The organism is Pseudomonas sp. J380, from assembly GCF_009827115.1.
GTDB classification, from domain to species: Bacteria; Pseudomonadota; Gammaproteobacteria; order Pseudomonadales; family Pseudomonadaceae; genus Aquipseudomonas; species Aquipseudomonas paracarnis.
The window spans coordinates 1,299,050-1,323,497 of sequence record NZ_CP043060.1; the positions used below are offsets into that span (position 1 = coordinate 1,299,050).

The 24,448-nt window shown below is 60.3% G+C and carries 21 protein-coding genes; 15 read left to right on the forward strand and 6 right to left on the reverse strand.

Annotation, left to right across the window (positions count from 1 at the left end; translation table 11 throughout):
• The first annotated feature begins 29 nt into the window (after window positions 1-29).
• The gene (locus FXO12_RS05895; RefSeq protein WP_160049591.1) at window positions 30-1,322 is read left to right on the forward strand and encodes an MFS transporter; all 1,293 of its coding nucleotides are present in this window, start codon (window positions 30-32) and stop codon (window positions 1,320-1,322) included.
• Entirely contained in the window at window positions 1,319-2,296 is a 978-nt protein-coding gene (locus FXO12_RS05900) for a D-glycerate dehydrogenase (protein ID WP_057977529.1), read from the forward strand. The genes FXO12_RS05895 and FXO12_RS05900 overlap by 4 nt, the downstream gene beginning before the upstream one ends.
• Before the next feature lie 529 nt (window positions 2,297-2,825).
• On the opposite strand, the gene FXO12_RS05905 is transcribed toward FXO12_RS05900, so the two are convergent.
• On the reverse strand, window positions 2,826-4,484 hold the full coding sequence (locus FXO12_RS05905; protein WP_372241975.1) for a methyl-accepting chemotaxis protein: 1,659 nt from the start codon (window positions 4,482-4,484) through the stop codon (window positions 2,826-2,828).
• 200 nt (window positions 4,485-4,684) lie between these two features.
• Between FXO12_RS05905 and FXO12_RS05910 the strand changes: the two genes are divergently transcribed.
• The gene (locus FXO12_RS05910; protein ID WP_054897476.1) at window positions 4,685-6,115 is read left to right on the forward strand and encodes a nucleobase:cation symporter-2 family protein; all 1,431 of its coding nucleotides are present in this window, start codon (window positions 4,685-4,687) and stop codon (window positions 6,113-6,115) included.
• A gap of 12 nt (window positions 6,116-6,127) precedes the next feature.
• Window positions 6,128-6,589 carry an LEA type 2 family protein gene (locus tag FXO12_RS05915; protein WP_003190908.1) on the forward strand — a complete coding sequence of 154 codons (462 nt, stop codon included), beginning with the start codon at window positions 6,128-6,130 and terminating at the stop codon, window positions 6,587-6,589.
• A 117-nt stretch (window positions 6,590-6,706) separates the two neighbouring features.
• Here the strand turns inward: FXO12_RS05915 and FXO12_RS05920 are convergent, their stop codons facing one another.
• Window positions 6,707-7,633, reverse strand: a complete 927-nt coding sequence (locus FXO12_RS05920) for a carbon-nitrogen hydrolase family protein (protein WP_057977527.1) — start codon at window positions 7,631-7,633, stop codon at window positions 6,707-6,709.
• A gap of 91 nt (window positions 7,634-7,724) precedes the next feature.
• Between FXO12_RS05920 and FXO12_RS05925 the strand changes: the two genes are divergently transcribed.
• Window positions 7,725-8,645 carry a LysR family transcriptional regulator gene (locus FXO12_RS05925; RefSeq protein WP_054897478.1) on the forward strand — a complete coding sequence of 307 codons (921 nt, stop codon included), beginning with the start codon at window positions 7,725-7,727 and terminating at the stop codon, window positions 8,643-8,645.
• Here FXO12_RS05925 and FXO12_RS05930 read toward each other — a convergent pair.
• Complete coding sequence (locus FXO12_RS05930; RefSeq protein WP_003190904.1) at window positions 8,617-8,871, reverse strand: hypothetical protein; 255 nt, start codon at window positions 8,869-8,871, stop codon at window positions 8,617-8,619. The two genes, FXO12_RS05925 and FXO12_RS05930, sit on opposite strands and share 29 nt — an antisense overlap.
• Before the next feature lie 164 nt (window positions 8,872-9,035).
• Here FXO12_RS05930 and FXO12_RS05935 point away from each other — a divergent pair, with 164 nt between their 5' ends.
• Complete coding sequence (locus FXO12_RS05935; RefSeq protein WP_019817806.1) at window positions 9,036-9,356, forward strand: YqjD family protein; 321 nt, start codon at window positions 9,036-9,038, stop codon at window positions 9,354-9,356.
• A gap of 31 nt (window positions 9,357-9,387) precedes the next feature.
• Here FXO12_RS05935 and FXO12_RS05940 read toward each other — a convergent pair whose 3' ends face one another.
• Entirely contained in the window at window positions 9,388-10,422 is a 1,035-nt protein-coding gene (locus FXO12_RS05940; protein ID WP_057977525.1) for an Ldh family oxidoreductase, read from the reverse strand.
• Between the two features lie 170 nt (window positions 10,423-10,592).
• Here FXO12_RS05940 and FXO12_RS05945 point away from each other — a divergent pair, with 170 nt between their 5' ends.
• A complete protein-coding gene (locus FXO12_RS05945; protein ID WP_060772952.1) occupies window positions 10,593-15,734 on the forward strand; it encodes a dermonecrotic toxin domain-containing protein in 5,142 nt (1,713 codons plus the stop codon).
• A 19-nt stretch (window positions 15,735-15,753) separates the two neighbouring features.
• Here the strand turns inward: FXO12_RS05945 and FXO12_RS05950 are convergent, their stop codons facing one another.
• On the reverse strand, window positions 15,754-16,023 hold the full coding sequence (locus FXO12_RS05950) for a PepSY domain-containing protein (protein WP_014718736.1): 270 nt from the start codon (window positions 16,021-16,023) through the stop codon (window positions 15,754-15,756).
• A 148-nt stretch (window positions 16,024-16,171) separates the two neighbouring features.
• Between FXO12_RS05950 and FXO12_RS05955 the strand changes: the two genes are divergently transcribed.
• The 7 genes from FXO12_RS05955 (at window position 16,172) to FXO12_RS05985 (ending at window position 22,176) form a co-directional block, all read left to right on the forward strand.
• Window positions 16,172-17,170, forward strand: coding sequence for a FecR family protein (locus tag FXO12_RS05955; protein ID WP_054897481.1), 999 nt, complete (start codon window positions 16,172-16,174; stop codon window positions 17,168-17,170).
• Between the two features lie 314 nt (window positions 17,171-17,484).
• Complete coding sequence (locus FXO12_RS05960; RefSeq protein ID WP_054897482.1) at window positions 17,485-17,943, forward strand: hypothetical protein; 459 nt, start codon at window positions 17,485-17,487, stop codon at window positions 17,941-17,943.
• A complete protein-coding gene (locus FXO12_RS05965) occupies window positions 17,943-18,494 on the forward strand; it encodes a hypothetical protein (RefSeq protein ID WP_054897483.1) in 552 nt (183 codons plus the stop codon). The genes FXO12_RS05960 and FXO12_RS05965 overlap by 1 nt, the downstream gene beginning before the upstream one ends.
• 68 nt (window positions 18,495-18,562) lie before the next feature.
• On the forward strand, window positions 18,563-19,297 hold the full coding sequence (locus FXO12_RS05970; RefSeq protein ID WP_003190893.1) for a hypothetical protein: 735 nt from the start codon (window positions 18,563-18,565) through the stop codon (window positions 19,295-19,297).
• Between the two features lie 60 nt (window positions 19,298-19,357).
• On the forward strand, window positions 19,358-20,038 hold the full coding sequence (locus FXO12_RS05975) for a C39 family peptidase (RefSeq protein WP_019817800.1): 681 nt from the start codon (window positions 19,358-19,360) through the stop codon (window positions 20,036-20,038).
• A gap of 37 nt (window positions 20,039-20,075) precedes the next feature.
• Window positions 20,076-20,819 (forward strand): hypothetical protein, encoded by a 744-nt coding sequence (locus tag FXO12_RS05980; protein ID WP_034127715.1) that lies wholly within the window; start codon window positions 20,076-20,078, stop codon window positions 20,817-20,819.
• Window positions 20,820-20,868: 49 nt separating this feature from the next.
• Window positions 20,869-22,176 carry a hypothetical protein gene (locus FXO12_RS05985; protein ID WP_034127716.1) on the forward strand — a complete coding sequence of 436 codons (1,308 nt, stop codon included), beginning with the start codon at window positions 20,869-20,871 and terminating at the stop codon, window positions 22,174-22,176.
• A gap of 283 nt (window positions 22,177-22,459) precedes the next feature.
• Here FXO12_RS05985 and FXO12_RS05990 read toward each other — a convergent pair whose 3' ends face one another.
• Window positions 22,460-23,782, reverse strand: coding sequence for a sigma-54 dependent transcriptional regulator (locus tag FXO12_RS05990; RefSeq protein ID WP_057977521.1), 1,323 nt, complete (start codon window positions 23,780-23,782; stop codon window positions 22,460-22,462).
• Between the two features lie 344 nt (window positions 23,783-24,126).
• Here FXO12_RS05990 and FXO12_RS05995 point away from each other — a divergent pair, with 344 nt between their 5' ends.
• A complete protein-coding gene (locus tag FXO12_RS05995; protein WP_034127718.1) occupies window positions 24,127-24,387 on the forward strand; it encodes a hypothetical protein in 261 nt (86 codons plus the stop codon).
• Window positions 24,388-24,448: the final 61 nt, after the last annotated feature.

A 24,448-nucleotide genomic window follows, 5' to 3' on the forward strand; every position in this document is an offset into this window, starting at 1 on the left:
ACAACTACAACAAGCTCAGGAGCAACCCCATGGAAACCGTGAAACTCGCCACCCGTCGCTGGTGGTACATCATGCCTATCGTGTTTATCACCTACAGCCTGGCCTACCTCGACCGCGCCAACTACGGCTTCGCCGCCGCGTCCGGCATGGCCGAAGACCTGATGATCACGCCAGGCATGTCTTCGCTGCTCGGTGCGCTGTTTTTCCTTGGCTACTTTTTCTTCCAGGTGCCGGGGGCGATCTACGCGCAAAAGCGCAGCGTCAAGAAACTGATCTTCGTCAGCCTGATCCTCTGGGGCGGCTTGGCGACACTGACTGGCGTGGTGTCCAACGCCTACATGCTGATCGTCATCCGCTTCATGCTCGGGGTGGTCGAGGCCGCCGTGATGCCGGCCATGCTGGTGTACCTGTGCCACTGGTTCACCCGTGCCGAACGCTCACGGGCCAACACGTTCCTGATCCTCGGCAACCCGGTCACCATGCTGTGGATGTCGGTGGTGTCGGGCTACCTGGTGCAGCATTTCAGCTGGCGCTGGATGTTCATCATCGAGGGCCTGCCGGCGGTGTTGTGGGCGTTTATCTGGTGGAAGCTGGCCGATGAGCGCCCCAAGGATGCCAAGTGGCTGAGCGACGCCGAAAAGCACAGCCTGGAAACCGCCCTCGCCGCCGAGCAGGTGGGGATCAAGGCCGTGAAAAACTACGCCGAGGCGTTCCGTTCGCCCAAGGTGATCATTCTTGCGTTGCAGTTTTTCTGCTGGAGCATTGGCGTGTACGGCTTCGTGCTGTGGTTGCCATCAATCCTCAAGGCCGGTTTGCAGATGGACATGGTCGAAGCCGGCTGGCTCTCGGCCCTGCCCTATCTGGCGGCGGTGATTGGCATGCTCGTGGTGTCCTGGGGTTCGGACAAGCTGCAGAAACGTAAGCGTTTTGTCTGGCCGCCGCTATTGATTGCGTCGATTGCCTTCTACGCGTCCTACGTGCTGGGCGCCGAACACTTCTGGTGGTCCTACACCCTGCTGGTGATCGCCGGGGCCTGCATGTATGCACCCTACGGCCCGTTTTTCGCCATCGTCCCGGAAATCCTCCCGGCCAACGTCGCCGGTGGCGCCATGGCGCTGATCAACAGCATGGGCGCCCTGGGCTCGTTCGGTGGCTCGTACCTGGTGGGCTACCTCAACAGCAGCACCGGCTCGCCCAGCGCTTCGTACCTGCTGATGAGCGGCGCGCTGCTGCTTTCCGTGGTGCTGACGATTTTCCTCAAGCCCGGCGCCAGTGACCGCTCGCCGACGCCAACCCTGGAGTTGAAGGTAAAAACCTCATGAAAAAATCTGTCGTGCTGTACAAAAAACTGTCCACGCCGCTCATGGCTCGTCTGCACGAGCAGGTCGATGTCACGCTGATTGACGCTCTGGATGAAACCGGCCTGGCCAACCTGCGCGATGCCCTCCCTAACGCCCACGGCCTGCTGGGGGCAAGCCTGCGCCTGGATGCCCAGTTGCTCGACCTGGCACCCAAGCTGGAAGCAGTGGCCAGCGTCTCGGTGGGCGTCGACAACTACGATATCGATTACCTGACCCAACGCGGCATCCTGCTCAGCAACACTCCAGACGTGCTCACCGAAACCACCGCCGACACCGGCTTTGCGCTGATCCTGGCCACCGCCCGGCGCGTGGTCGAGCTGGCCGACATGGTGCGCGCCGGCCAATGGAACAAAAATATCGGCCCGGCGCATTTTGGCAGCGATGTACATGGCAAGACCCTGGGCATTATCGGCATGGGCCGCATCGGCGAAGCCCTGGCCCAACGCGGGCATTGTGGCTTCGGCATGCCAGTGATCTACCACAGCCACTCACCCAAGCCGGCGGTTGAAGCGCGCTTTGGCGCGCAGTACCGCAGCTTGCAGGACTTGCTCAAAGAGGCTGATTTTGTCTGCCTGACCCTGCCGTTGACCGCTGAGACCGAGAAGTTGATTGGCGCCGAGGAATTCGCGCTGATGGGGCCGGAGACGATTTTTATCAATATCTCCCGAGGCAAGGTGGTGGACGAGGCGGCCCTGGTGCAAGCGTTGCAGCAACGCACCATCCGCGCGGCGGGGTTGGATGTGTTTGAGAAGGAGCCGCTGGATCACGCGTCGCCGTTGTTGCGGTTGAACAATGTGGTAGCCACGCCGCATATTGGTTCGGCCACCCATGAGACGCGGGAGGCGATGGCCAAGTGTGCGGTGGAGAATCTCCTGGCGGCATTGGCTGGCGAAAAGCCGGTAAACCTGGCGAATCCAGGGGCATGGCGGCACTGACACAACACAAGAGCAAAGAGCTGGCTTGCCTGCGATAGCCATAGGTATCTACACAACTCTGAAGCGATCGACGGTAACCACGATGCTAAGCGAGCCGCTCTTGATCTGGCTTTTGATCTGAAGCGCCCCGTCAAACCACGCTGGCCGAACGCAGGCGAGGTGCCGAGTGGTGGGGCGAAGGCCTTTTGGTTACTTTTGGGCCTTTCCAAAAGTGCCCCGCTGTAAGAGCGGAACCATAGGTGGCCGTTACCGCAGGAACGGATATGTACGCGGTCAGATCCAACATCCTGGTCGGCTGTAAGGCTGCCATCGCAGGCAAGCCAGCTCCCACATTTGGATTGCGGCGCGTCAGTTAGATCAGCGTCGGCTGTCAGTCCGTCACGGGAGCAAGCGCCCTCGCCACAGGTCCAGCACCGGCCCAAGTTGTGTAGATCCCTATACTGCGATAGCGGTAAGCCAACCCATGATGTGCTGACTGTAAGATTGCCATCGCAGGCAAGCCAGCTCCCACAGGGTGTTGTGGCAGCAGTTAGACGACGAACCTGGCCACCATCCCATTCAAATCCACCGCCAGCCTCGACAGTTCATGGCTGGCCGCGCTGGTCTGGTTGGCGCCCGCCGCCGACTGGGTGGCCAGGTCGCGGATGTTGACCAGGTTGCGGTCCACCTCGCGGGAGACCTGGGCCTGTTCTTCCGAAGCGCTGGCAATCACCAGGTTGCGTTCGTTGATCAGGCTGATAGACGCAGTGATCTGCTCCAGTGAGGCGCCGGCTGCACGTGCCATTTCCAGGGTGCTCTGGCTGCGCTGGTTGCTCTGTTGCATGGACTGCACCGCCTCCCCGGTACCGTTCTGGATGCCGGCGACCATTTTCTCGATTTCCTGGGTCGACTGCGCGGTGCGATGGGCCAGGGCGCGCACTTCATCGGCGACCACCGCAAAGCCCCTTCCGGCCTCGCCGGCACGGGCGGCTTCAATCGCTGCGTTGAGCGCCAGCAGGTTGGTTTGCTCGGCAATCGCGCGGATCACATCCAGCACCTTGCCGATATCCCGGCCCTGAGCGGCCAGGCCCTCGATCATCGCGGAGGTGTTCTGCACGTCCTGAGTCATGGTCTGGATCGCGCCGACAGTTTCCATCACCCGATCACGGCCTTCCCGCGCCGCCTGGTTGGACTGCCCGGACGCCTCGGAGGTGGAAACCGCGTTACGCGCCACCTCCTCCACTGCTGCCGTCATCTCATTGACGGCCGTGGCGGCCTGGTCGATTTCATTGTTCTGCTGTTGCAGGCCACGGGAGGCCTCCTCGGTGACCGCGCTCAACTCTTCCGCCGCCGAAGCCAGTTGCGTGGCCGAACCCGCGATGTGCTGGATAGTCTGGCGCAGGCTGGCTTGCATGGTCGACAGCGCACTGAGCAACCGCGCCGGTTCGTCCTTGCCATCGTCCTCGATGGTTTTGCTGAGGTTGCCGGCGGCGATGGTCTCGGCTACTTCCACGGCCTTGCGCAGCGGGGTCACGATGCTGCGGGTCAACAACCAGGCCAGCAGCACGGTGAGCAATGCCGCCACCACGGAGACCGCCACCACACCGGTGATCGCGCCCTCGTAGCTTTGCCCGGCATCCTCGTCGGCCTGCTTGGCGTCGGCCGCATTGATGGCGATCAGCTTGTTCAGTTGCTCGCCCATCTGGTCAGTGCCGTCCTTGATACGGCTGTTGATCAGGGCGCGCATCTCATCGACCTTGCCCTGCTTGGACAATGCCACCATCTCGGCCTGGGCTTTGAGGTAGTTGTCCAGGGTGACGCCGAAGGCTTTGTACAGCGCAGCCTCCTCCGCGCCTGCAGGCAGCGTGGCGTATTTGGCCTGGGCGGTCTTGACCTTGTCAGCCAGCACGCCAATGCGCGTCTCGGCTTCCTGCAGGGCGGCAGGCTCGCGGTTGACCAGCACGCGAAACGACAGGATGCGCATGCGCAGCACGTTTTCGGTGATGGTGCCCAGGTGAGTCATGCTGGGCAGCTGGTTCGCGCTCATGTCCTGGGAGGATTGGCGCATTTGCGTCATACGGTTGACCGCAAACACGCCCAACAGCACCACTAGAACCGCAATGAAGGCAAAACCGATAAACGCGCGAGGGGCAATATTCAGGTGACGGAGGGACATAGGGCTGCTCTCAGAAGTAGTGTTTGCGTGCATCCTTGCCGCGAAACGATCCGTCAGCGTCAACGCGCTGCCCAGACCTTGGTCACCACTGTTGTCGTTGTAGTGTGGGCCTATGCTTGATATCGGCTGGGCCACGGCTTTAGCGCAGGGTTTTTATAAATATTTTTTTACACTTCAGACGCCTGGCACTTTCTGGCATCCTGCGCCTCCATTTTCTGACCCGAGCCATCATTTTGTCTGACGCTCAAGCCCGCCGCCCGCGCTATAAATCCGACCTCATGTACGGCCTCGAAGACCGCCCGCACTTCACCGCCGCGATTTTTGCCGCGTTGCAGCATGTGTTGGCGAGTTTTGTCGGCATCATCACGCCCACCCTGATCGTCGGCGGCGTATTGGGGCTGGAAAGCGAAGTGCCGTACCTGGTGAGCATGGCGCTGTTTGTCTCGGGGCTTGGCACCTTTGTGCAGGCGCGCACTTTCGGGCCGGTGGGTTCAGGGCTGTTGTGCCTGCAAGGCACCAGTTTTTCCTTTATCAGCGTGATTTTGAGCGCTGGGTTCATGGTCAAGGCCCGGGGCGGCGGCACCGATGAAATCCTCTCGACGATCTTTGGCATCTGCTTTTTCGCGGCGTTTATCGAAGTGGTGCTCAGCCAGTTCATCGGCAAACTGCGCAAACTGATCACCCCGGTGGTGACCGGCACCATCATCACTTTGATGGGCTTGTCACTGATCAAGGTGGCCGTCACCGACATGGCTGGCGGCTATGGCGCCAGCGACCTGGGCGCCGCAGGCAACATGGGCCTGGCGGCCTTGGTGCTGCTGACCATCGTGGTACTCAACCGCTTCAACAACCCGTTCCTGCGCCTGGGTTCGATCGTGATCGGCCTGACCCTGGGCTTCGTAGTGGCGTGGCTGCTGGGTCGCGTCGACATGGCCGCCCTGCCCCAGGTGCCGCTGATCAGCGTGCCGGTGCCGTTCAAGTATGGTTTCTCGTTCGACTGGGTGGCGTTTATCCCGGTGGCGGTGATCTTCCTGATTTCGCCCCTGGAAGCCGCCGGCGACCTGACCGCCAACTCGATGATTTCCCAGCAACCGGTCAAGGGCCCGCTGTATATCAAACGCATCAAGTCCGGCCTGCTGGCCGACGGCTTGAACTCCGCGATGGCCGCCACCTTCAACAGCCTGCCGATGGTGACCTTTGCCCAGAACAACGGCGTGATCCAATTGACCGGGGTGGCCAGCCGCTACGTGGCGTACTTCATTGCTGGCCTGCTGGTGCTGCTGGGGTTGTTCCCGATGATCGGCGCGGTGCTGCAACTGATGCCCAAGCCCGTATTGGGCGGCGCGACCCTGATCATGTTCGGCACCGTGGCCGTGGCCGGCATCAAGATACTCGCTGAAGCGGGCCTGCATCGGCGTAATGTGCTGATCGTGGCGATTTCCCTAGGCATGGGCCTGGGCGTCGCCGCGGTGCCGGAAGTGCTGCGCGAGCTGCCCAAGGCGCTGCACAACATCTTCGAATCGCCGATCACCGTGGGTGCATTCTGTGCAATCCTGCTGAACATTTTCCTGCCCGAAGAGTTCATAGAGCTGGAAGAAGATGAATTCGAGCCGGAGTCCTCTACCCTCAAGGTCATGCAGGACCCGGACGTCACCCAAAAGTAGGAGCATTTCTTTATGCGCAAGCTCATGGTTCTATCGCTGTTGCTGCTGACCTTGAGCGCCTGCGCACTGTTCCCCAACCGCGACCCGGTGAACATCAATGTGGTGGGCATCGAGCCGCTGCAAAGCCAGGACCTGGAAGTGCGCTTTGCCGTGAAGCTGCGGGTGCAAAACCCCAATGAAGCGGCAATCGACTACAACGGCGTGGCCCTGGACCTGGAGGTCAATGGCCGGCCACTCGCTTCTGGCGTCAGCGATCAGGCTGGCAGCATCCCACGCTTTTCTGAAACCGTACTGATGGTGCCGGTCAGCGTTTCGGCGTTTTCGGTGTTGCGCCAGACGCTGGGCCTGAGCCAGACCCAAAGCCTGAACAACCTGCCCTACGTGCTGCGCGGCAAACTGGCGGGAGGCCTGTTTGGCACCATGCGCTTTGTAGAGCGTGGCACCCTGGACTTGCCGAACACCGCCACCTGGTAAGTGGCTGAAAACCAAATGTGGGAGCTGGCTTGCCTGCGATGGCGGTGCGTCAGTAACTGATGAATTGAATGACACGCCGCTATCGCAGGCAAGTCAGCTCCCACAGGTTGATTGCGTTTAGTCAGTGATACAGCGAACGCCTGGCTTGGCGCGCTCGTCCACCACTAATTCAAAAATATCCGGCCGGGCGTAATGCCCCACTACGTCGTAGTCGTAGCGGGCCCGCACCAACTGGTCAGTATCGATCTGCGCCGTCAACAACCCCGCCTCGCCCACTAACGGCCCCGCCAAAATATCGCCCATGGGCCCGACGATCACGCTGCCGCCGGCAATCAACGGACGGTCCACCGGCCAGTTGGCAACCTCCACACCCAAGGCCTCGGGCGATGCCTGCACCTGGCAGGCGCTGACCACAAAGCAACGCCCTTCATGGGCAATATGGCGCATGCTCACCTGCCACATGTCGCGCTCGTCCACGGTGGGTGCACACCACACCTGAACGCCCTTGGCATACATCGCGGTGCGCAGCAACGGCATCATGTTTTCCCAGCACACCGCGCCGCCGATACGCCCCACCGCGGTGTCGATCACCGGCAGGGTCGAGCCGTCGCCCTTGCCCCAGATAAGCCGCTCGGTGCCGGTCGGCATCAGCTTGCGGTGCTTGGCCACCAGGCCGCCCGAGGGTTCGAAATACAACACCGTGCAGTACAGCGTGCTGCCACTGCGTTCGATCACGCCCAGCACCAGGCTGGCACCGGTACGCGCCGACATCCCGGCCAGCGCCTCGGTTTCTGGCCCCGGCACGTCAATGGCATTGGCAAAATACCGTGCAAAGGCTTCCCGGCCCTCGGGCAGGCGATAACCCAATTGCGTGCCAAAGCTTTCGCCCTTGGGATAGCCGCCCAGCAGCGCCTCGGGCATGACCACCAAGTGCGCGCCACTGCGCTGGATTTGATCCTCATAGGCCAGGATCTGCGCCAGGGTTTCAGCCTTGCCGCCAGGCAAGGCGCCGATTTGCAGGGCTGCGACAGTCGATACGGGCATCAGGCTCACTCCGATAGATAGGGGTTGCCCATTCTCCGGCCAGACTCGATCATGAATAAAGCCCACCTCAGTGCTAAATGATATGAGCCAAATGAATATCGCCCAGGTTGACCTGAACCTGCTCAAAACCTTCGAAGCCCTGCACGACGAGTCCAGTGCCAGCCGTGCGGCGCTGCGTTTGGGCGTGACGCAGTCGGCGATCAGCGCGGGCTTGCGGCGTTTGCGCGAGCTGTATGGTGACCCTTTGTTCGTGCGCACCGGACGCGGCCTGGCGCCCACATTGCGTGCCAACCAGTTGAAACCGGTGATCAGTGAGGCATTGGATCGCTGCCGCCAGAGCCTGGCGATGATCAGCCCGCAAAACCTGCACTACGAGGGCCGCTCGGTGGTGCTGGGGCTGTCGGATGACTTCGAGATTGCCTATGGCCGAAGCCTGATGGAGGCCATCGCACTGCGCCTGCCCAAGCTACGGGTGATCTTTCGCCAGACCTACAGCCAGATCGTCGCCGCCGCCCTGCTCGACCGCACGCTGGACCTGGCCATTACCGCCGGCGGTTTTACCGAGCGCAGGCTGAGCCGACAGGTGCTGGGGGAAGGTGACTATCGTTGCCTGGTAGACCCCCATAGCCTGGCGCCGGGCGAGGAGACTATCGACCTGCAAGGGTTTGTCACACGGGAACATGTATTGGTGTCGTCAGGCGGTTTTATCGGCATTACCGATGAAGGCTTGGCGGCGCACGGGCTGCGCCGCCACGTGTGCGCGTCCACCAGCCACTTTGCCGCGTTGCCGTATCTGCTCAAAGGCAGCACCGCAGTAGCAACCATTCCCGGGCATGCGGCCCACGCCATTGCGCAAATGACCGGCCTGCGCGTGCTGCCCTGCCCGCTGGCGCTACCGCATTACCCGGTGGAGTTGGGCTGGCGCACCCAGGCTCAGTTGGACCCGCTGTTGCTCAAGGTGCGCGAAGCGATTGTGGCGTGCTTTACTTTGCCGCCGCCATCAGCTTGTTGACTTCACTGCGCACCATGTTGGAAAACTCCGGCGGCGACATGCCATCGAGTTCGGCACGTACCCATTCGGCCCACTTGCCCTTGCGTTTGGCGCGCTCACCGAACAAGCGCGCGGCTTCGCCCTTGGCCTTGCCCAGGTTGGTTTGCCACAGGTCGTAGAGGCGCGACTTTTCATCTTCCAGCTCGGCGCGTTCGGCGAGGGTCTTGTTGGCGAGATTGAAGCTCATGTTGAATTACCTGCTGCACAAATAGGTGACATCTTACACTGTAGGCCCAAAGTTCCCGATCCGGATTTTGCCTCGGATGAGCGCGCCGGCAAAAAAACTGCAACTTTTGCCACCGACCGATACTCCATTGTTCACTGCCACATCCACCTGCAAGGAGTCACTCAATGGCCCGCAAAACCGCCGCCCAAGCTGTCGAAGATCAAATCAAGGACCAAGCGTTCAGCGAACTGAGCGCATTGATCGAAGAGTCGGACAAACTGCTCAAAAGCAGCGCATCCCTGGTGGGCGAGGAAGGTGAAACCCTGCGCGAGCAGGTTGCCATCAAACTCAAGCAAGCCCTGGAATCGGTGTCCAACGTGCGTGAACGCAGCAAGCCGGTTGTGGATGCCACCGAGACTTACATCGGTGGGCACCCATGGCAGACCGTGGCCATTTCCGCTGGCTTTGGCCTGGTGGTCGGCCTGTTGCTGGGTCGCCGTAACTGATCCATTCAGGCTGCGCATCGCGCAGCCTGTTTCATCCCGCCGCCAAGGCCCTCAACTCGCGCAACGCCTGCGCATCCAGTTCGATCCCGGTTTCCTGCGACTTCGCCCGCGTGCGATGGCGTCGGTCCCCCGGCAATCGACGCAGCCCCGCCGCATGCATCTGCCGCACCAGCTCCTGGCTGCGTTGGGCGAAGCTTTGCCCTGCGGTTTTACTCGGGTCGATCAAGATCAGGAGCTGGCCTGTCCACGGCGTACGCGCGCCGGGGTGGTCCGTCCAATCGAATTCAAAAGAGAAGTTGCCGCCCGTCAACGCTGCCGCCAGCAACTCGACCATCATCGACAGTGCCGACCCCTTGTGCCCGCCAAATGGCAACAGTGCGCCGCCTTCCAGAATGGCTTTAGGGTCCTGGGTCGGCTGACCGAGGCTATCGACGCCCATGCCCGGTGGCAACCGCTCGCCTTTGCGTGCGGCGATTTGCACGTCGCCATGGGCCATGGCGCTGGTGGCCAGGTCAAACACAATCGGCGCACCGTCGGCCCGTGGTGCCGCAAACGCGATAGGGTTGGTGCCGAACAACGGGCGATCCGCGCCGTGGGGCACCACACAGGTCATGCTGTTGACCACGCTGAGTGCCACCAGCCCGTCCTCGGCAAACGGCTCGACGTCCGGCCACAGGGCTGCAAAGTGATGGGAGTTATGGATCGCCAGCAACGCGATGCCGGCGCTGCGTGCCTTCTCCACCAGCAACGGGCGCGCCGCTGCCAGGGCCGGCTGGGCAAAACCATTGCCCGCGTCGACGCGCACAAAGCCTGAGGCCACATCGGTCACGCTGGGGACGGCGGTGCCGTTGACCCATCCACTGGCCAGCGTCGAAAGGTAACCGGGGATGCGAAAAATACCGTGACTGTGGGCACCGTCACGCTCGGCACTTGCGCAGTTGTGCGCAAGAATCGCAGCAACCTGCGGCGATGTGCCGTGCCGGACGAAGACCTGTTGAAGTAACTCCACCAGTTCAGCGAAGCGGATCGAGGCACAAGCGGTGGCAACTGTCGACTGCGCAGACATTTGAAGCTCCGTTTTTATGATTGGAAGGGGCAACGAATGGGACATCCAGACCCTCGATTAAACACCACGCACTCTCTGCGTTGTCAACGTGCGCAGCGCTGAATATTTACCGCCTTGCACCACGGGCGCCTGCCTACCCTGTGCTTTTCCTGGCACGCCGGAGACAGGCTGTGGTTCGCTTAACCCCCCCGTATTTCTTCCCTGAGTTTCTCAAACCCCAAGGCAAAGCCTCGCCCACCGCTCGTGAACGCACGCTAGGGCTCACCGCCAAAGACCTTGATTGGCTGTACAACCTTTACCTGGCTACCGACGAGTCTCGGCAGGACACAAGCCGGCACGATCACCCCATGCGCGTTGAAAAGGTCCTGATCAACATTTCCGGCAAGCCCCCCATCCCCCTTGCCGGCGCGTTCGCGATCAGCCCGACACCCGACGCAGCCAAGGCGTTGCTCTACACCCCGGATAACGGCATACAGGTCTATGACAGCCACGCTGCCCTGCTGAGCGAGTTGATCGAGCAATTGGAAGACCCACTGCAGAGCGCCCCTTTGCTGAGCTACCTGTCGATGGACCAACGCAATGCGCTGGGCGCTGACACGCCCATGGTGTTGACCACTCAGCTCATCGAGGGTGAAGTCATGCCGGAGCAAGCACGCATGCTCCAGGCCTGCCAGCTGGATAACGTCAAGGCCATGCTCGACCACCTGCAAAAAACCCCGACCTTGCCTGACATGCTCGACACGCTGCTGAGCGTCATGGCCCGCCCCCATTTCAAACACCTGGATCAACGGGACACACGGGTCAATGTCTTCACCCACGAAGCTGAGCAAGCAACGCCACGTTGGGTCAACTCGCTGACCTTGAGCGAAGCGCTGCTGCAATTTTATGTGCGCCATGGGTGGCCCAAAGGGCAGACACGCGAATACTCGAACCCAAAACATGACACCACTGGCTTCACCGCCTCCGAACGGGAAGAAGATCACCAGCGTTGGGAAGCCTTGATCGAACAAAGCTCCAGTACTTTCTCGAAGCTGTTGGAAAGCCTGCTGCAGACCTACTGGAATGAAGATATCGACAGCGGCACCTCGCGCGTGGATTTTTTTGCCCAGGTCGTGGCGCAGAAGTTTCGCCTCGATGTGTTGCTCAAGCGCCAGGCCGAGATAATTACCGCCGAGGAAAGCCACGCATTTCAGGCCCTGCTCCTCAGCGACCAAAGCGCCCGCAGCGCCCATGCCGAAAACCTCAGCGTGGAAAAGGTGCGCCTTTATGCCCCCCATCAACATTACGTTGAACCGGCGAGCACCTTGATGATCACCGAGCACCACGCGTACCTCTACACCCAATCGCGCGGGTTACAGGTGCTGGAAAACCTCGACGACCTCAAAGACCTGTTATTGAGCATGCTCAAGGCCGAAGGCTACGAGGACGAATGGCTCAACTTCCTCTCATTGGATGAGCGCGACACGCTGCTCGGCCTGGACCCGATCGCCGTCGCGGCAAGGCCGATACCCGGCAATGTGTTCGTGACCTTGGTACAAGACATTGCGCGCAAGCAAACGGAGAACCTTAACCACGCCCTGGAAATCTACCGGCGCAGCGATGGCCAAGTGGACCTCGCAGCCCTGCTCGACAGTGCCCTGGACGTACGTGCCTTGCTGGACAATCAACTGGCCACACTGGAGACCAACGGGCGCTGGACCTTGCATCCGGTCACCCGCGGTAATGGCCGCCCTTCGACCGTCAAGGCCGAGCGCGCCCGGCTGCAGCTTCAGAACCTGCGGGCGATTGAGCGTGCGCTGGCGATGGAGCGCGCGCATCACCCGACCTTACGTAGCATCGTCGCTGACACGCTCAACGCTGAACTGCAACTGCAGCAACAGCCAGTCAAAGCCGAGGAGGTGTATATCAATACCTACGCCACGCGTGCCCAGGAGCGTGAAGAGCGTCCGGCAGTGCAGTCATTGAGCATGCTTGAGCACTTCATTGAACGCCTGGCCCAAGAGGCGCCTGCGGTGCCCTTCTCGTCCAGGACGAAGTTCTATACACGGGGCGAAGGCAATGTCTTCATGCAATTGCCAAGCATGACGCTCAAGACGTTCAACACCGTCATCGAGCGCGTCCTGCTGCTGTTTTCCAAGCACGCCATGCGCCAGCAACCCCATGAGTTTCTCGTCAAGACTCACGCCAAACACGCCCACTCGATGCTGGTGGGGTTACGCAGCGAAGCCGAGCTGAGGTCGCTGGATAAAACCCTGGCGCCCACAAGCCAGGCCATTCTCGACACGCTATTTCAGCCCGACAGTCTGTCGCGCTTGACACGCCATGGCCTTAACGGATTTTTGCCGGATGCCTATGGCTTGACGTTGGACTTGAACGCCGTCGATACGCCACAACCGCTGGCCAATACGTTCGTGATCACTGAGCGCGGCGGTATCGACCCGCAGCGCTCGGGCCAGGCGCTGCTCTGGACCCCGCGCCTGGGCTACGAAGTCTTTGCCTCGATCAACGCCCTGCGCGATGAAATCACCCAGCGCCTGGCGCACCCACTCAACAGCTTGAGCCTGCTGGAGAACCTGCCGTTCTGCTTGCGCGAGCCCCATCAGGCATTTAGCCAGGGCCCGCTGCAACGTATTGATCAGGACCTGTTGAATGACCGAGTAGACAGCTACAACGACGCGGTCATGGAAGGCGTGGATCACCTGCAATCCATGGGCCTGCGCGCCCGTGCCTTGCAGGACCGGTTGGACGCCGTCATCGAACAGCCTCCACCCACCAACCTTGGCAGGGCAATCACACTGGCCGATACCATGGTCAACCAGCAGGCACTGCCACTGTGGCTGGGGATGGCGCCGGCCCAGGACCAAATCCACCAGGCCGAGCTTCTGGAGCAATACTGCAACAACGCCGACGATGAACACGACTACCTGCATGACATCCAACCCCTGCGTGCTTATGCCTTCACCACGCTGATGGCGCTGCTTGAGGCGCGCTTTCCCGGCCAGGCGCTCAACCCCGATCACATTCTGATCCCCACCGATGCAGTGCTCGATGTGAATGTCGACAACCTGACCGACTTTGCGTTGCGGCACTGGCCAGATCTGACCGTTCAACACATCCGCCCGCGTTCACGCACGGCAAAGCCATTACCGCAAGCCCTGGACGCAAGTGCCGTGATACAAATGGTGCGCCAGCTGGATCTCAAAAGCGCTTATCAGCAACAGGTGCGAAGCCACCTTGAGGCGCAAACCGATGATGCATGCCAACGCAGACGTCTGTTTTGCCGTCAGTTGCCGTGGCAAGCGCTGCAACACGCCCACGAGCAAAGGTTGCAGGAGCGGCTTTCCACGCGAGCCTTGAGCCTGGTCCAGCAGATTTTCGATATGCCGGACGCCGTGGCCCGAGCTTCACTCAGCGGGGCCACGGCGACGATTCGACCGCTGGAGCTGATCGCCACCGAAGGCGCCAGTACCGCCAAGGTGTTGGGCGTGTACCTGATCGGCCCGCAGCTTCCCGGCGAGGGTCCATGGGTGCTCTACGCGCCCTACAGCGAACAGCATGTGTTCAAGGAGTACGCGGATGAAACGGCCTTGCTGGATGAGATACAAGGGCCAGGCGCCCTGCAGGACTGGGTGCTTATGCACCTGGAAGATCCGCATCAGGCCACTTACCGCCACTTGCTGAAAAACAACCAGCATAGCCCGCCCGATATCCGCCTAGCCGCTTCGGCAGTGACGGGCAATGTGCTGCATTACCTGTTCAGTGAAAACACATTGATGTTGCTCAAGGTGCTGGGCAGCCAATTCGAAGAAGGCGCCAAGACCCTGTGGGATCACGCAACGCGTCTGTTCGGCAAGGACATCCCGACGGCGGTGCAGTTCATGGCCGGCAAACTCGCCTATCCGCTGGTGGTATGGCGCAGCTACACCTTGTTCAAGCGCTCGGCCGAAGCCTTGCAGCTACACCAGTGGAAGGCTGCATTCAAGGATTTCGTCAGGGGCGTGGCGCAAATGGCCGCCCTGCGCAGTGCGCTGGACGGCACCGTCATTGCCCCACCCACTGAAAAGGAGCGCTCGCTGGCCGAGCTGACAGATGAGTCACTGCCCGCAGCCACCACCCTCGCCACCTGGCATGTCACCTGCCCTTCGCGCACCCGGCTGCAGCCGTTCGAGGCACAGGACGTGGCGTTGCAAGACCTGAAAAAGAGCACGCTCAGCCAGGTGTATGAAGACCAGGAAAACTCGAAATACTACGTGCCGCTGGCCGGCAAGGTGTATAGCGTCAAGAAAGCCGCACAACACTGGCGCCTCGCCAACGACGAGCAGGAGGGGCCGTACATCGGCCGCAATGCACAGAGCATATGGGTACTGGAGCTGGGCGGCCAGGAGCCGCGCTTCGGCAGGGCTCAGTCGTACCTCAAGACGTGGCGCAATGAAGTACGGGATATCAACATTGAAGCGGTCGGCATCCGCGATATTGGCGCGTTGACCTATTGGAAAGCCCAAGCCATCACTGAAGCGTTGAACTTTGCGACTTATTACGCGCTGAACTGCCGCCGTAACGTTACGCAATTTGCTGTACAACGCGACCCTGACAGCCGGGTTGGGCGATTTTTAGGAGAAATGTTTGGTGTCGTCACACTGACCCCGGACCAGGTCTTGAGAGTCACAAAAATAATCGACGAGATCATCGATGAACTCACCGACCCCAGCTTGACCGGTCCGAACTCCATGCGCTTTGTCGCGGGCACCAGCCGACAGGATCCGGCGTCGGATTATGCATTCATGATTCCCGCCGACAGAGAACGCAAGCTGTATCTGCTGAGCCGATTCTTCGACCCCAATCTGGACGTCTACCAGAACCGTCTGCTGGAGAATGTGGCGTTCAACATATCGACGCACGCCAGGGCCAGCACGCTGATTCACGAATTATCGCACTTGAAGCTCGACACCGTGGACATTGCCTACCTGGACAGCATGCGACCCTTCCCAGACTTGATCAATGTCGCAAGGCCCGGCGCCGAAGTGCTTAAAACCACCTTGGAAGATTTGCGCAGCACCGCGTTATCGACGATGACGCCTGCAACGATGCTGTTCAAGACTCAAGACAGCCTCACCGAATTGTGGGAAGACTTTAAGCCTGGTTCTGCAATTGAAAAGAAAATTTTCAAGGCTACTGGCGCCAAGACCCTGCAGGACGCGAGGATCATTTTCATGTCAGTCCCTGATAAGCGTATTGACACCATCCTGGCCAACGCCGACTCGGTGACGTACCTGATCACCCATCTTGGCCGCCAGTTGGAGCCGGGGGCCTGAACGGCCCCCGGCGAGTGCATCAGTCTTTCTGGTCACGCAGCACGTTACCGGAAGCGCCGTCGATGCGCGCCTCATACACGATGCCATCGGACTTGCGACCTTTGACTTCCCAATAGCCATTGTCATCCGCTTCAGCGGCGTAGACCTCAATGTAGCCGGCCTTGGTTTTCGCCACCTCGATGGCTTTCTCAATGGTGATCCAGCCTGCACCCGGCTTGTCGGCCATGGCGGCGCCAGCGCTCAACAGCGCGGAAGTAGCACACAGGGCGATCAAGGTTTTCTTCAACATTTTCGTACTCCATAGTGGACGACAGGTTAATTCCTGATTTTTTAGGCGCACACAAACAAGAATAAGTTCCAATTGATGTGCAATCGCCATGATGCGGTTCTCGCCGTCTACCTTGGGAGGTTAGAATGTGGGAAATCAGGATGAGTTAATGAGCGAAAAGCCCCTTTCAGAAACCGAATATGACGCCATCACCGACGCCGCCGCGCATTGGTGCATGCGCCTGCATGCTGCAGATTGCACGGCGGACGAACGTCAGGCTTTTACCCAGTGGCACGATGGCCATCCGCTGCACGCCTTCGAATATGCAGCCATGCTCGAAATCTGGGACGTGGCCGACCACCTGCCCCGCGACAAGCCTGAGGCGGTGGTGGTCCCAATCAAGAAGCCGGCCCGCCGCTTGCGCACCTACGCGGTGGCCGCAGCGGTGTGCCTGGCGGCATTGCCGCTTGCCGCCTTCACCGGCTGGGAAGCGGGCTGGTTGCCCAGCTCATATGAACGGTTCGAAGCAGCCAATGGCTTGAAAAAAGTCACCCTGGGCGATGGCAGCCAAGTGGAGTTGAACCTGGGTACCGAATTGGTCTACAGCCATTACAAGGACCAGCGCCGTGTCACCCTGAAAAAGGGCGAAGCGTTCTTCAACGTCACGCACGACAGCAACCACCCGTTTATCGTGCGGGCCGGCGAAGGCCAGGTGCGAGTGACCGGCACGCAGTTCAATGTCTGGGAATATGAAGATCAGGTGCGGGTGATGTTACTGGAGGGCTCGGTGCAGATCTCCAGCGACGGCGAGCATGCCAGTGTGCCGCTTAGCCCAGGCATGCAAGCCAGTTTCCGCCAGGGTGACGCCACCCCGCAGGTCGCCGCTATCAATCCCGATGACACCGCGCTGGCATGGCGCCAGGGCAAGCTGGTGCTCGACAACCTGACCCTCACGGACGCCTTGCCCCTGATCAACCGCTACCTGAAAAAGCCGGTGATGCTTGCAGACGCCAGTACCGGTGCGATTCGCGTCGGCGGTATCTATAACATCAACGAGGTCAACAACCTCGTGCCCTCCCTGCCCAAGGTGTTGCCGGTCTACCTGACCCAAAACCAGGACGGCAACCCCGTGCTCAATTCCATTCCGCGTAAAACCCCCAAGGGCTGAGCCCGCTCGCGCCAAGCGGTACGTTTGGGCCGCGGGTGTCCATTTTTGAAACACCTCCCTCACCTGCATCGCCCGCCGTATGCGGATTCATGGTTCTGTCACAGGCAGTGTTACATGGCTGAGACGGCGTGAGGCGAGCACAGGCATATCTCAAGCGCTCAGGACTGTTTCAACGCTGAAACAGAGTTGCCATCACTTTGCCCCGACTTAATCCCAACCCCTTGAATATCAACATCTAATAAAAAGCGGCACGCCTTCTGCTCTTTCCCTGACAACGCTGTTTAGGGTCAGCGTTAAGAATAAGGACTGCCGCCGTGAACACACTCACACACACCTCGTCGATAAACGTACTGCTGATCGGTTGCGTGCTCAGTGCAGGTGTCAGCCTGACGAGCCAGGCGGGTGACGGTGTGATCGTGACCGGGCGTACGGTGCAGGGCCACATGTACGGGCGCACCTCCCTGCCCGACCCCTACCCCAATACCGCCAACGCCAACCCCAGCAAAGAGATCAACAGCGCCCTGACCGGCGAACTCAGTGACAGGGACATCGGCGGCATCAGCAGTGGTTCCAGCCTCGCCCGCTCCCTTCAGCCCAATGGCAGCTTGTCGGGCCTGGGTGCCACCCAAAACAGCATGTCGACACTTGGCGCTGGCGCAGCGGCCGGCCACGGTGCGGGCAGCGGCGGCAGCATGGGCGGGCAGATCAGCGACTCGGTCCAGCGTGGCATGGCGCCGCTCAACAACCTCGGCAGCATGATGGGGGGCAAGTGATGAAGCGCGCCCTGTTGATATTCGCCCTGCTGGGCAGCGCCTCGGCAATGGCCGATAACAGCGCGGTGATCAACCACAGCGGCCAGCAGTACGACGGTGTGCTGTCGATCAACCAGGCCGCCGGCACGGGGCAGCAAATGTCCAACAGCCGCGCCATCGCGCTCGGTGGCCAGGCCACCAACCTCGACATCCAGCGCGTCGACGGCAAGGTCGACCCGTCCCTGAACGCCAAGGCCGCGATCCAGGGCAACTCATTCAGCAGTGGCAACGGTGTGCTGGGCATCAACCAGTCTGCCGGGGCCAATAATCAATCCATCAACGCAGTGCGGATCAGCCTCAACCCTGGCCCGCAGAGCATCGATGACAGCGTCCTGTTGCAACAGAACACGACGACGCTGGCAACCGACTCAGGGCTCACCCCCACCACTGGCAGCCGCCAGGTCGTGACCAGCGACCAGGCCTTCACCGGCAGCCGAGGAGTAACACAGGTGAACCAGAGTGCCGGGGTGGGGAACCGAGTGGCTAACACCCTGGGCATCACTATCAAGTAACCGCTTGGTAGACGTTCGTTAGACCGTACCAACACTTAACCAACTAATTAGAAGCAAGGAGAAACACCATGAAACCTCAAATGGCTCTGAAACCAATGGTTTTCGCTCTCGCCGCACTCATGGCTGCTGCTGCTCAAGCGGGTGGCTGGCATCCAACCCCACAACCCACCGGTACCGTGGCCGCTGTCGTCACCGATGTGCAAAAAAGCGAACACAACAAATTCGATGACACCAACACCGAGAACAATGCATCAGCCGACAACTCGGTAAATAGCAACAGCGGTAATGTCGGGGTCAACGCACAATCAGGTTCCGGAAACCAGGCTGACAACGCCGGCGCCATCTCCAGTGCCAAAGGCGACTTCGCCACCGTGTTTGCCGTGATTGATGTCGACCAAGGCAGCTCGCATAACAACTTCGTCAACAAAGGCACGCAAAATAACGCCTCTCTGGACGGCTCCATCACCGGCAACTCCGGCAACGTGGGTTACAACGGCCAGGCCGGCCAGGGCAACCAGGGTAAAAACAACCTGGCCATCACCACCGCTGACGGCAAGAACATCGCAGCGGCCTCCAACACCGAGCAGAACTCGCTCAACAACAGCTACCTGAACACGGCCGCCAGCAGCCATGGTTATGGCAAGCCTCAGTACGTGTCCAACAACGCAAGCCTCGACAACTCGGTTAACCGCAACTCCGGCAACGTAGGTGTCAACCTGCAATCCGGTGCGGGCAACCAAGGCAGCAACAGCCTGTCGATCGGCCAAGGTTGCAGCGTCTGCGCCAGCGGCGTGCGCTTCTGATCCAACGGGGCCTTGGCGACAAGGCCCTTTTTATTCCAGTGTCCAACAGGTCATTCGATCATGCGTATCGCGACCCTCACCCTCCTGATGTTACTCACCGGCACGACCTGGGCAGGCACCATGGCAATCTCCGCCATGCCCGGCGGTGCGGTGATTTTCAAGAAGGTGGAGAGCATTCGCGAGCGCCGGTTCGCCAATCTGGTGGAACAGAAAACCGATTTCAGCTGCGGTGCCGCGGCACTCGCCACCATCCTGCGCCAGGCCTATTGGCTGGACGTCGACGAAGCACACATCATCAAAGGCATGCTGGTCACTGCCGACCAGGATCTGGTACGAACCCAGGGCTTTTCCATGCTGGACATGAAGCGCTACCTCGAAAGCATCGGCATGCGTGCCCGGGGCTACAAGATCGCGCCCGAGACCCTGCTGACCGTGAAAATCCCCGTGGTGGTGCTGCTGGAAATCCGCGGCTACAAGCACTTCGTGGTGTTGCAACGGGCCGACAAGGACTGGGTGTACATCGGCGACCCCGTATTGGGCCACAAGCGCTATTCCCATGACGATTTCGTCAAAGGCTGGAATGGCATTGTCTTCGCCGTACTGGGCGAGGGCTACGACAAGGCCAACGTCTTGCTCGACCCGCCCCTGCCGCTGACCGCCAAGAGCCAGATGAATGAGTTCCGGCCTGTGGGCGATGCCGAGCTGATGGATTTCGGTTTTATCCAGAGCGACTTCTTCTAGAAGCGCAATAAGGGGCAGGACGCCCCAGGAGCAGCAGATGAACACTTCCCGTTGGCTGACGGTCTTGTGTCTGGCCGCCTCAATGCCTGCTTATGCGTCCTCGGGGTTCAAGCCCATCGAACTCAAGGACGCCGAAATGGCCGAACTGCGTGGTCGTTACGTGATGCCGGGGCGCATCATCAGCTTTGGCATTGTCATGAGCAGCACCTGGACCAATGCCGTCGGTGACAACATCACCGGCACAGCCAACATGCACATCGACAAGACCACCATTACCCCACAGTTCTACGTGCAAACCACCGGCTCGACCGGTACCGGCACGCGCCCCAACACGGGCACCGGAAATGTGGTCGGTGGTGCCGGCCTCGGCAGCGGCCAGGGCGTGACCCAAAGTGTACGCGCCGCCGGCGATGGCAACGCCGCCTACAACAATGTGGGCATCAACGTCGAAAATGGGGTTAGCCCCGCCAATAACCTGCAGTCCGGCCAGGTGCTGGTGGCGGGCGGCACAGTGACCGGGGACAGCGCCGCGGGCCGTGTCAGCGTATCGGCCAACAGTGGCGGCGTGCAGATGGCCATCCAGGCCAATCACAACCAGGGCAACAGCCTGCAACAGATCGGCGCGGGCAATGTGCTGCAGGGCACGGTATTGACCGGCGATAGCAACCTTGTCAGAAACATCACCCAGATCAATGTCGTGATGAACAATAACGGGCTGAACAACGCCGCGTTGAACTGCAACCTGGATCAACTCAAAGGCCTACGCACGCTCGGTTATTGAACTACGCTGACCCTCGACACTTTCGCATTAGAAAAGGACGGCTTATTTCATGCATCGATCGTTATCGCTACGTGCGGTGGTTTGTTTGAGTACGCTCTTGCCCGCATCCGTGCTGTATGCCGCGCCAGACGCTGACATCGAAACCCTGAAGAAGGAACTCCTGGAACTCAAGCAACGCTACGACGTGCAGCAAAAAGCCTTGGCTGTGCTGGAACAACGTGTGCGTCAGGTCGAGGACCAACCGGCAACGCCCGCCCCCAGGCGCCTGGCCAAATCACCGGCTGACTTCAAGAACGGCGCTAACACTGTCGCGGCTAGTGGTACGGGCGCAGCCGCGGCATCCGGTGGCGCTGGCGGGGGTGGCAGCTCCTACGGCCAGTCCCTCAAGGACGACTCGGCCCCTGCGCAAAGTGTGAGCAACCTGTACAACGAAGCCAGCGGCTTTTTCGGCAATGGCAAGTTCAGCGTGGAAACCGGCATCACCTATGCCCGTTATGACGCGCGCCAGTTGACGCTCAATGGTTTCCTGGCGCTGGACTCGATTTTCCTCGGCAACATCAACCTGGACCGGATCAAATCCGACAGCTGGACCCTGGACCTTACCGGGCGCTACAACGTCGACAACCGCTGGCAGTTCGACCTGAACGTGCCGGTGGTGTACCGCGAGTCCACCTACCAGTCGGGCGGCGCCGGCAACGACGCCACCGCCACCTCCGAAGGTTCCGTGACCCGTGACCCGACCATCGGCGATGTCAACTTTGGCGTGGCGTACAAGTTCCTCGACGAAACCTCGACCTTGCCGGACGCGGTGGTATCCGTGCGCGTCAAGGCACCGACGGGCAAGGAGCCTTTTGGTATCAAACTGGTCCAGCAACCGAACAACGACAACCTCTACGTGCCCGAAAGCCTGCCCACGGGCAACGGGGTCTGGTCGGTCACACCGGGCATTTCCCTGGTCAAGACCTTCGACCCGGCCGTGCTGTTCGGTTCGTTGTCGTACACCCACAACTTTGAAGACTCGTTCGATGACATCAGCAGTCAAGTCAATCAGAAGGTGGGAGGCAAGGTGCGCCTGGGCGACAGCTTCCAATTCGGGGTCGGCGTCGCCTTTGCCCTGAACGAGAAGATGAGCATGTCGTTCTCGGTTTCCGACCTGGTGCAGCGCAAGAGCAAGCTCAAGCCGGATGGCGGCGACTGGCAATCGGTGGTGTCCAGCGATGCCAACGCGGGCTACTTCAACGTGGGTATGACGATTGCCGCCTCGGATAACCTGACCATCGTGCCGAACCTGGCGATTGGCATGACCGATGATGCACCGGACTTTACGTTCAGCCTGAAATTCCCGTATTACTTCTAGCAATAAGAGGGACGCGGGGCGTCCGGTGATGCATTCCCACGCGGAGCGTGGGAACGATCATTGCCCGAAGGCGGTGTGTCAGTTGCTGTGTCTGTGAATGCACTACCGCTTTCGCAGGCAAGCCAGCTCCCACATTGGCTTTATATTGCCCACAACATCAACGCCTGGCACAAGTCCCCTGTGGGAGCGGGCTTGCCCGCGATAGCGGTGTGCCAGTCACCCAATCTTCAACTGAACCACCGCTTTCGCAGGCAAGCCAGTTCCCACATTGGGTTTACCCGCCCTAGCGGATCTGGTGTTTGTGCAGCAACCGGTAGAACGTCGGCCGGGAAATCCCCAGCACGCGCGCCGCAACACTGAGGTTGTCGCTGTGCCGGTTGAGCACATCGCACAGCGCCTGACGTTCGGCACGGTGCTTGTAGTCTTCCAATGTCGCCATCGGCGCCGAAATGACTTGCTGGCCTTGCAGCCCCAGGTCAACCGCTTCGATCTGCCGCCCTTCGGCCAGCACCAGGCCGCGCCGCACGCGGTTGGCCAGTTCACGCACATTGCCCGGCCACGGGTGTTGCCCCATCGCCACCAAAGCCTCTTCGCTGAAACTGCGCGGGCGCCGTCCGGTTTCCTGGCTGTAGAAACGTGAAAAGTGGTTGGCCAGCATCGCCACGTCGCCATGGCGTTCGCGCAACGGCGCGGTGACCACTTGCAGCACATTCAGGCGGTAATACAGGTCTTCGCGAAAAGCGCCCTTCTCCACCGCGGCCTCGAGGTTGACGTGGGTGGCAGCCAACACGCGTACATCCACCGGGATCGGCTGGCTGCCGCCAACGCGTTCGATGTGTTTTTCCTGAAGAAAGCGCAACAAGTTGGCTTGCAGCTCCATCGGCAGATCGCCAATTTCATCGAGGAACAGGGTGCCGCCATTGGCCGCTTCAATACGTCCGATCTTGCGCTGGTGGGCGCCGGTGAACGCGCCTTTTTCGTGGCCGAACAACTCGGACTGGATCAGGTGTTCAGGGATGGCGCCGCAATTGATCGCGACGAACGGCTTGGCGTGCCGCTGGGATTGGCGGTGCAAAGTCTTGGCCACTAACTCTTTGCCCGTACCGCTGTCACCGCGGATCAACACCGGGGACTCAGTAGGCGCGAACTTGGACAACAATTTGCGCAACTCTCGGATGGGACGGCTTTCGCCCAGCAATTCATGGGGCTCATCCACCGGGGCGTAGCCCTTGCCACGCAGGCGCGCCATGCCGAACGCACGGCCCAGGGTCACCTGCACCCGGGATACATCGAAGGGCAAGGTGTGAAAGTCGAAAAACCATTCGCAGACAAAATCGCCGACGTTCTGCAAACGCAGTACATCCTGGCTGAGCACGGCGATCCACTCGGTGCCGCTGCGACCAATCAACTCCTTGACTGCTTCAGGGCGTTCCAGGTGATCGCGTTGCAAACGCAGCAGGCCCACATCGCAGGAGCGCTCACCTACCGCCTCCAAGGCACAGCTGTCCACTTCCCAGCCGGCGGTGCGTAAGCCGGGTAATAACCCGTGGCAATCGTCACAGGGGTCGACCACCAGTAAGCGGCGTTGGGCGGGTGTCGCAACCATGACTGTTCCTTGGCGCCAATATTGTTAAAGTTATTTAGAAACAACAGTTTGTGTCGACTGTTGGTAACCCTAGCAAGATCTTGACGCTTACCTTGTACCCTTTCGCTATAAGCGTGGGCAAAAAGCCATGCCTGTTTCGTAGCGCGCCAGAAGTTGCTCGCCAGTCAAAGGTTTATTGCGCTTTCAAAACAGCCGCTTACATGACGTCAATCAGGGAACGTTAAAATTTCTTGCCCTAGCATGTGACCCGCACCCCACCATCGTGCATCAGTACAAGTAACCCACCGCACGGTCCGCCCAACCGCCGGTACTCACTTGAATGGGCATACAGAGAGAAGACCCAAATGAACGCTCCGCTGCGCATCAACGAAGCTCTTTTGATTGCAGACCGTGCCTTCCAGCCTTTTCAATGCGTGGCCTGGCACGATGGCGTTGGCGCCCTCAGCCTGAGCGTCATCGACCGCACCAACACCCGTATCGGCAGCAAACAGTTGCCGTCGACTGCCTATACCGACCCGGCCCAACTTGAAAACCTGCTATTGCAGGCCCGTGCCGAGCTCGATAAAGATGGCCACCAGTTGCAACACTGGGCGATGCCAAAGTAATGCAATGCAGCAACTTCCAGCCCAAGTAAAACTTGAGCTGGAAGTTGTACAGTCATACTTG

What these genes read in the sequence shown, in the direction of transcription:
- FXO12_RS05895 (WP_160049591.1), top strand. Translation starts at nt 30, where the DNA reads ATGGAAACCGTGAAACTCGCCACCCGTCGCTGGTGGTACATCATGCCT.
- FXO12_RS05900 (WP_057977529.1), top strand. Translation starts at nt 1,319, where the DNA reads ATGAAAAAATCTGTCGTGCTGTACAAAAAACTGTCCACGCCGCTCATG.
- FXO12_RS05905 (WP_372241975.1), bottom strand. Translation starts at nt 4,484, where the DNA reads ATGCACGCAAACACTACTTCTGAGAGCAGCCCTATGTCCCTCCGTCAC.
- FXO12_RS05915 (WP_003190908.1), top strand. Translation starts at nt 6,128, where the DNA reads ATGCGCAAGCTCATGGTTCTATCGCTGTTGCTGCTGACCTTGAGCGCC.
- FXO12_RS05920 (WP_057977527.1), bottom strand. Translation starts at nt 7,633, where the DNA reads ATGCCCGTATCGACTGTCGCAGCCCTGCAAATCGGCGCCTTGCCTGGC.
- FXO12_RS05925 (WP_054897478.1), top strand. Translation starts at nt 7,725, where the DNA reads ATGAATATCGCCCAGGTTGACCTGAACCTGCTCAAAACCTTCGAAGCC.
- FXO12_RS05930 (WP_003190904.1), bottom strand. Translation starts at nt 8,871, where the DNA reads ATGAGCTTCAATCTCGCCAACAAGACCCTCGCCGAACGCGCCGAGCTG.
- FXO12_RS05935 (WP_019817806.1), top strand. Translation starts at nt 9,036, where the DNA reads ATGGCCCGCAAAACCGCCGCCCAAGCTGTCGAAGATCAAATCAAGGAC.
- FXO12_RS05940 (WP_057977525.1), bottom strand. Translation starts at nt 10,422, where the DNA reads ATGTCTGCGCAGTCGACAGTTGCCACCGCTTGTGCCTCGATCCGCTTC.
- FXO12_RS05950 (WP_014718736.1), bottom strand. Translation starts at nt 16,023, where the DNA reads ATGTTGAAGAAAACCTTGATCGCCCTGTGTGCTACTTCCGCGCTGTTG.
- FXO12_RS05955 (WP_054897481.1), top strand. Translation starts at nt 16,172, where the DNA reads ATGAGCGAAAAGCCCCTTTCAGAAACCGAATATGACGCCATCACCGAC.
- FXO12_RS05965 (WP_054897483.1), top strand. Translation starts at nt 17,943, where the DNA reads ATGAAGCGCGCCCTGTTGATATTCGCCCTGCTGGGCAGCGCCTCGGCA.
- FXO12_RS05970 (WP_003190893.1), top strand. Translation starts at nt 18,563, where the DNA reads ATGAAACCTCAAATGGCTCTGAAACCAATGGTTTTCGCTCTCGCCGCA.
- FXO12_RS05975 (WP_019817800.1), top strand. Translation starts at nt 19,358, where the DNA reads ATGCGTATCGCGACCCTCACCCTCCTGATGTTACTCACCGGCACGACC.
- FXO12_RS05980 (WP_034127715.1), top strand. Translation starts at nt 20,076, where the DNA reads ATGAACACTTCCCGTTGGCTGACGGTCTTGTGTCTGGCCGCCTCAATG.
- FXO12_RS05985 (WP_034127716.1), top strand. Translation starts at nt 20,869, where the DNA reads ATGCATCGATCGTTATCGCTACGTGCGGTGGTTTGTTTGAGTACGCTC.
- FXO12_RS05990 (WP_057977521.1), bottom strand. Translation starts at nt 23,782, where the DNA reads ATGGTTGCGACACCCGCCCAACGCCGCTTACTGGTGGTCGACCCCTGT.
- FXO12_RS05995 (WP_034127718.1), top strand. Translation starts at nt 24,127, where the DNA reads ATGAACGCTCCGCTGCGCATCAACGAAGCTCTTTTGATTGCAGACCGT.